This is a genomic window from Streptomyces sp. NPDC000151, assembly GCF_040301705.1.
GTDB lineage: Bacteria > Actinomycetota > Actinomycetes > Streptomycetales > Streptomycetaceae > Streptomyces.
Genome location: NZ_JBEPFC010000241.1, coordinates 1 through 6,274, shown reverse-complemented (window position 1 = coordinate 6,274; position 6,274 = coordinate 1). Strand labels below are relative to the sequence as shown.

Annotated in this window: 4 protein-coding genes; all 4 read left to right on the top strand. The window is 72.6% G+C overall.

The features are described from left to right. The first annotated feature begins 247 nt into the window (after positions 1–247). Positions 248–1,180, top strand: a complete 933-nt coding sequence (locus ABT381_RS34630) for a Pvc16 family protein (RefSeq protein ID WP_351601709.1) — start codon at positions 248–250, stop codon at positions 1,178–1,180. A gap of 33 nt (positions 1,181–1,213) precedes the next feature. Further along, positions 1,214–3,259, top strand: a complete 2,046-nt coding sequence (locus ABT381_RS34625) for an ATP-binding protein (RefSeq protein WP_351601712.1) — start codon at positions 1,214–1,216, stop codon at positions 3,257–3,259. Beyond that, positions 3,250–3,591: a hypothetical protein gene (locus tag ABT381_RS34620; RefSeq protein ID WP_351601704.1), complete on the top strand. Its 342-nt coding sequence runs from the start codon at positions 3,250–3,252 to the stop codon at positions 3,589–3,591. Before ABT381_RS34625 ends, ABT381_RS34620 begins: the two co-directional genes overlap by 10 nt. Then, the coding region (locus ABT381_RS34615) for an eCIS core domain-containing protein (protein WP_351601701.1) at positions 3,588–6,274 on the top strand (2,687 nt) is incomplete at its 3' end. The genes ABT381_RS34620 and ABT381_RS34615, both read left to right, overlap by 4 nt.

Below are 6,274 nucleotides of genomic sequence, written 5' to 3'. Positions count from 1 at the left end.
CGGCGCGGACAGCGGCCGGCCGAGCGCGTCGTGCACGTACAGATCGGGCGGCTGGAGGTCAGCGCGGCCGGCCCGGACCGGCCGGCGACGGGCGCGCGGGCGGGCCGCGCCGACCGCCGGGGCCCCGCCCTGAGCCTCGCCGACTACCTGGCACGCGGGGAGAGGACGAGCTGACGGTCATGGCCACGACGACCGCACGGACTTCACGGACCTCACGGTCTCCACGGACTTCACGGGGAATGGATTCATGAGCAACGCACTCGCCGTCGCGACGGTCACCCAGGCCCTTGCGCTGCTGATCGAACACAATCTGCACCCCGAGATCGACATGGCCGTCTCGGTGGAGACCCGCAAGCCGCCGGCCGACCCGCCGACGGACCCGACGGTCACCGTCTTCTGCTACCAGGTCACGCACAACCCCTCCATGCGCAACAACGACCTGGTCACCCGCGCCCCCGACGGCACGCTGCTGAAGCGTTCCGCGGCGGCGCTGGACCTGCACTACGTGATCAGCGCGTACGGCGAGGAGACCGAGCTGGTCGGGCAGCGCCTGATCGGCAGCGTCGTGCGCACGCTGCACGAAATCCCCGTACTGCCCAAGGAACTGATCGCGGAGGCGGCGCAGCGGCCGTACCTGGACGGCAGCGACCTGGCGGAGTCCGTGCAGAAGGTCCGCTTCACGCCGACCCAGATGGACGTCGACGAGACGTCGAAGCTGTGGGGAATGCTGCACAACACGCCCTACTCCCTGTCGGTGGTGTACCAGGCGTCGCTGGTCCTGCTGGACGGACACGAGAAGCCGGCGGCGGCCAAGCCGGTCAGGCGGCCGGAGGTACGGGTGGCGCCGTTCGGGGCGCCGGGGGCGCCGGAGCGCCCGGAGCGGCCGGAGCGGCCGGGGGCGTCGGTGCCGCCGGTACTGGGGGATGTGCAGGCTCTGCCGGGTGCGCCGGCCGGGGGCGCCGCGCCCGCGGAGGCTCGTCCCGAGGCGCCTTCTGAGGCGGCGAAGCGGCCCGCGAAGAAGGCGGCGGCTCCCGCACCGGCCAAGCAGGGCGACGCCCAGGCCGACGTTCAGGCCGACGCGAAGTCCGTTGCCACGCCCGCGCGTTCCCGTACCCGTACCCGCAAGGCGACCGGCGGCGCGAAGGGCGCCGCCCGTACGGACGACGGCAAGGAGAGCTGAGGCAGGGTGCGCGAGACGGGGGCGGAACAGAACATGGGCAGCGGCAAGGGACCGGGCACGGCGGACCACGGCACGGACGACGGCGCCGTGCTCGCCGCTGCCATCCGTTCCGTACTGACACGCCTGGACGCCCATGCCGCGCGGGCACGTACAGGCCGTACGGACACCTCGCCCACCGGGGACGCGGCGGACCCGACAGCCGAACCGGCCGGTTCCGCCGTCGCGCCCGCACCCGCACCCGCCTCCACCGCCGCCGCCGCTGAGCCGCGCTCCCCCGCCACCCCGCGCGCCCTCGAAGCGCTCGCCGCCTGCTTCGGCCTCAGCCGCTTCGAGCAGGAGCTGGTCCTGCTGGCCGCGGCGGCCGAACTCGACCCCACCACCGACGCCCGCTGCGCCGCGGCGAGCGGCGACCCCACGCGTACGTACCCGACGTTCTCCCTCGCCCTGGCCGTCCTCGGCGACCCGCACTGGAGCGCCCTCACGCCCGTGGCGCCGCTCCGCCGCTGGCGCCTGCTCGAGCTGGACGACGAGACCCGGCTGACCACCACCCGCCTCCGCCTCGACGAGCGCATCCTGCACTTCCTGGTCGGCACGCCCTACCTGGACGCCAGGCTGCACGGTCTGCTCAGCCGCACCACCGCGCCCCCGTCCCTCCCGCCCTCGTACGACGCGGCCGCCGACCGCGTCGCCGCGGGCTGGTCCGGCGCGGGGACCGAGGCACCCCTGCGCGTCGAGCTGGTCGGCGCCGACCTGCGCACCCGCGCCGACATCGCGGCCACCGCGGCCCGCCGCTCCGGCCTCGGCCTGTACTCCATGGCCGCCGACGACGTCCCCACCGACGCCGCCGAACGCGACCGGCTGGCCCGCCTCTGGCAGCGCGAGGCGATCCTGCTCCCCGCCGCCCTGCTGATCGAGGTCGGCGAGCTGGACCGCGAACAGCACGCCGCCGCCGACGCGTTCATCGCGGGCGCCGCCGTACCGCTGGTCGTCTCCAGCCCGGACCCCCGCCGGACCGGGCGCCCCCGCGGCGAACGCGTCACCGTCCCCAAGCTCTCCGACGAGGAACACCTCGGCCTCTGGACGGACGCCTTCGCCGACGTCCCCGAGGTCACCGACCGCCATCTCCAGTCCCTCGTCGCGCAGTTCCAGCTCCCCCCGCACGTCGTGCGCCAGGCCGCCGCCACCGTCCGCCGCGACCTGCCGCACTCCGACGTGCTGGACGGCGCGGAACTCGCCTGGCAGGCCGGTCTCACCGAGGCCCGCATGGGCCTGGACGAACTGGGCCGCCGCATCGAACCGCGCGCCGGCTGGGACGACCTGGTACTCGCCGACCGCCAGCTGCGCGTCCTCCAGGAGATCGTCGCGCACGTACGCCGGCGCAGCACGGTCTACCAGGACTGGGGCTTCGCGAAGGCGCTCCGCAGCGGCCTCGGCGTCACGGCCCTCTTCGCGGGCGGCTCGGGCACGGGCAAGACCCTGGCCGCCGAGGTGATGGCCAAGGAACTGGGCCTCGACCTCTTCATCATCGACCTCTCCCAGGTGGTCAGCAAATACATCGGCGAGACCGAGAAGAACCTCAGCCGCGTCTTCGACGCGGCTGAACGCGGCGGAGCCCTGCTCCTGTTCGACGAGGCGGATGCCCTCTTCGGCAAGCGCAGCGAGGTCAAAGACAGCCACGACCGCTACGCAAATCTCGAAGTCAGCTACCTCCTCATGCGCATGGAGGCCTACCGCGGCCTCGCCGTCCTCACCACCAACATGAAAAAGGCCCTCGACTCGGCCTTCATGCGCCGCATCCGCTTCGTCGTCGACTTCCCCTTCCCGGCCGAGAGCGAGCGCGCCGAAATCTGGCGCCGCGTCCTCCCCTCCCAGGCCCCCACGAAGGGCATCGACCCGTCCCTGCTGGCACAGCTCACAGTTGCCGGCGGCTCGATCCGCAACATCGCCCTGTCCGGGGCCTTCCTCGCCGCCGACGAGGGCGACCACCTCCAGATGCGCCACATGCTGGCCGCGGCACGCACCGAATACCTGAAGCTGGAACGCTCCCTGACCCCGTCGGAGGTCCACGGATGGGTCTGAACGAGCCCGGTCACGAGGGCGGCGTCCGGAGAGACGCGGCCGCGAAGACGGCAGCGCCCGCGCGCTCCTTCCGTATCGACATCGGTGAACTGGTCCTGGACGGTTTCGACGACCGCCTCGACCCGGACCGCGTGTCGGCGTCCTTTGAACGCGAACTCGCCCGCCTGGTCCACGAGCGAGGCATCCCCCTTGCCGCCGACGGCTCCCCGGTATCCCTGGACGGGCTCACAGGTCTGCCGCCCCTGCCACGTACAACATCCTCCACCCGCCTGGGCGAGGCCCTGGCCCGCTCGGTCCACGCGGGCCTCACGGGACGAGGTGAGGCCCGATGAGCACCTCGACCTCCTCTTCCCGGGACAACAGCCAGTCCACCGCCGCCGAAAAGCGCCGCAAGCGCAGGGAACGGAACGCCAAGTCCCGTACCCCCGAGCCAAAGGACATCGTCAGCGGCGCGGGCCAGCCCCTCGACCTGAGCGTCCGCCGCGACCTGGAGGAACAGCTCGGCCACGACTTCAGCCAGGTCCGCCTGCACACAGACCGCGAGTCCGGCGAACTGGCGGAGCTGATGGGCGCCGACGCCTTCGCCGTCGGCCAGGACATCTTCTTCCGCGAGGGCACCTACCGCCCCGGCACGGCCGACGGCCAACGCCTGCTGGCCCACGAACTGCTGCACACGGTCCAGAACCCACACGGCCTGGGCGCATTGCGAGCGGGCCGCGACCTGGGCGCGGTGAGCCTCCCCCAGGAAACAATCGAACGCGAGGCGGAGTCGGCGGCCCAGTCGTCCGTACTGGGCGCGCTGCAGGATTCCGTACGCCCGGAGGAAACGCCTGCGGCCGAGGTCGAGGAGGGGCGGGGTACGCCGGGGTGGCTGCGGTACGCGACGGTCGACGCCGACCGGCGCCGCATGGAGCAGCTGGACCCGGCCACGCTCGTCGACCGCCTCGCCAACGGCGTCCTCCGCTCCCTCCGGGGCGACCCGCAGGACCTCTCGGGCCGGGTACGCCTGCAACTGGCACAGATGTCACCGGACGTGCAGGAATCGGTACTGGACCGGCTGGAGGTACGCCTCCTCACACCCGAGATCGACCGCCTGCTGGATCTTGTGGAGGAGACGGAACACGGCCCGCTGCCGCTGGACGCGGCCGCTGCTCCCGAAGCCGTACCGGACGAGGCCGAAGCCATCCGGCAGGAACGTGCCCAGGAGACCGCCGCCGCCAACGACGAGCGCCGCGGCGCGGACAAGGCCGACGACGACCGGCGCAAGCACGAACAGCAACGCAAGGACGCGGACCCGGCGGGTGACGGGGGCGTACCGGGGCGCGATGACGCATCCCGGACCGTTCCGGGCGACGCGGGCAAGGCTTCCCCCGCCGAAGAGGCGTCGGGCCGGCCTCCCGGGAAGGCGCCCGGGCAGTCGTCCGCCAAGCCCAAGGACAAGTCCGGGGGCGAGGGCAAGGACAAGGAAGACGGTTCCGCGCGGCAGAAGGAAGGGGCCGAGGCCAAGGAGCAGGACAGGAAGTCTGCTGACCGGGACAAGAAGGACGACAAGAAGCAGGGCGAGCAGCAGAAGGCCGAGCAGGACAAGGACGACAAGGAGAAGGACAAGGGCGCGGAGGAGGACGCCCAGGAACGAGCCGCGGAACAGCAGGAACAGCAGCCTGCCGGGGAAGAGCGTACGGACGAGGCCGGACACTTGGACGGAGCCGCGACCCCCGGGGCCGTCGACAAGAGCACGGCGGAACCGGGCGAGAAGGACCGCACCGGCAGCGGCCACACCGTCCAGCGCACCCTCGGCGACCCGGAGAACGAAGAGGACGCGGACGACGAACCGCTGGGCCTCGAAGACGAGTCGGCGGAGCTGGACGCGGACGACGACCTGGGCGCGGAGGAGGACGAGGACGCGGCGAGCGGCGAAGCTCCGGTGCCCGATGTCGGCCTCGAAGAGGCGACCCCGGCGGCAAAGGACTCTTCCCTGGTCAAGGCCCGGCAGGACGGCAATCACCGAGTGACCGGGCGTCCGGCGTCAGCGGACGCCGCGCCTGCGGCCGAAGCACAGGAATCCGGCGCTTCCTCCGTCTCTGCGGACGCCGAGGCCGACGAAGAATTCGCCCAGGACGGCCGTACCGATGATGCCGCCGAGCAGGAGGTCGGACCGGACCCGGCGGCGCAGCCCACTGCGGACGGGGTGACGTTCGGGACACCCGGCTCGCAGGGCTCGGGCCCGACGGCACCCGGCGAAACCGACCGCGAGAACGCTCAGGCCGAAGAGCACAAAGAAGACTCCGAGGCGAAGCGGCGGGACGAGGAAGCACGCAACGCCGACGGGACCGGCATCAAGCAGACTCCCGGCGCAGGGGAGACGGCCCCGCCCGGTCAGTTGGCGAAGGCCGACGAGGACGCGCGCCGCCAGACGAACGGTTCGTCCTCGGACAGCTCGGCCTCCAAGTCCGGCAGTGGCAGCAGCGCCGGAGGCGGCAAGGACACCGGAGACAAGGACGCCAAATCACCCGACGCGTCCGTCAGTGCGAAGGGTAAGCAGGACTCCGCAGACTCCAGGAAAGAAACCGGTACGGATTCGGCCCCGGCCGGCGGCAAGGACACGGGCAAGGCCCAGGACGCCCCGGCATCCGAGGACGGCGCGAAGTCGAAGGAGGACTCCTCCGCGCCGTCGGGCACCCCCGACTCGAAGGACGGGGCCGGAGAACAGGGCACCGCCAAGGAGCAGGACGTCACGGGTGGGAAGGGCCCCGCCACGGCGGCGGGTCCGCAGACGGGCCCGGAAAAGGTCTCCACGGCCGGTCCCTCCGACACTCCCAAGCTCGCTCCGGGCAGCGGCCCCTCCCCCAAGTCGCCCGGCCCCGAGGCCAAGGACAACGCCCCCAAGTCCGAGGGTTCGCCCAAGCCCGGCGCCCGGCCGAAGGTCGCCGCGCCCAAGCGGCAGGCGGCCCGGCAGGCCGCCAAGAACGTCCGCCGTGGTGGCGGCGGAGGCGGCGGCGGCCGCACCGCATCGGC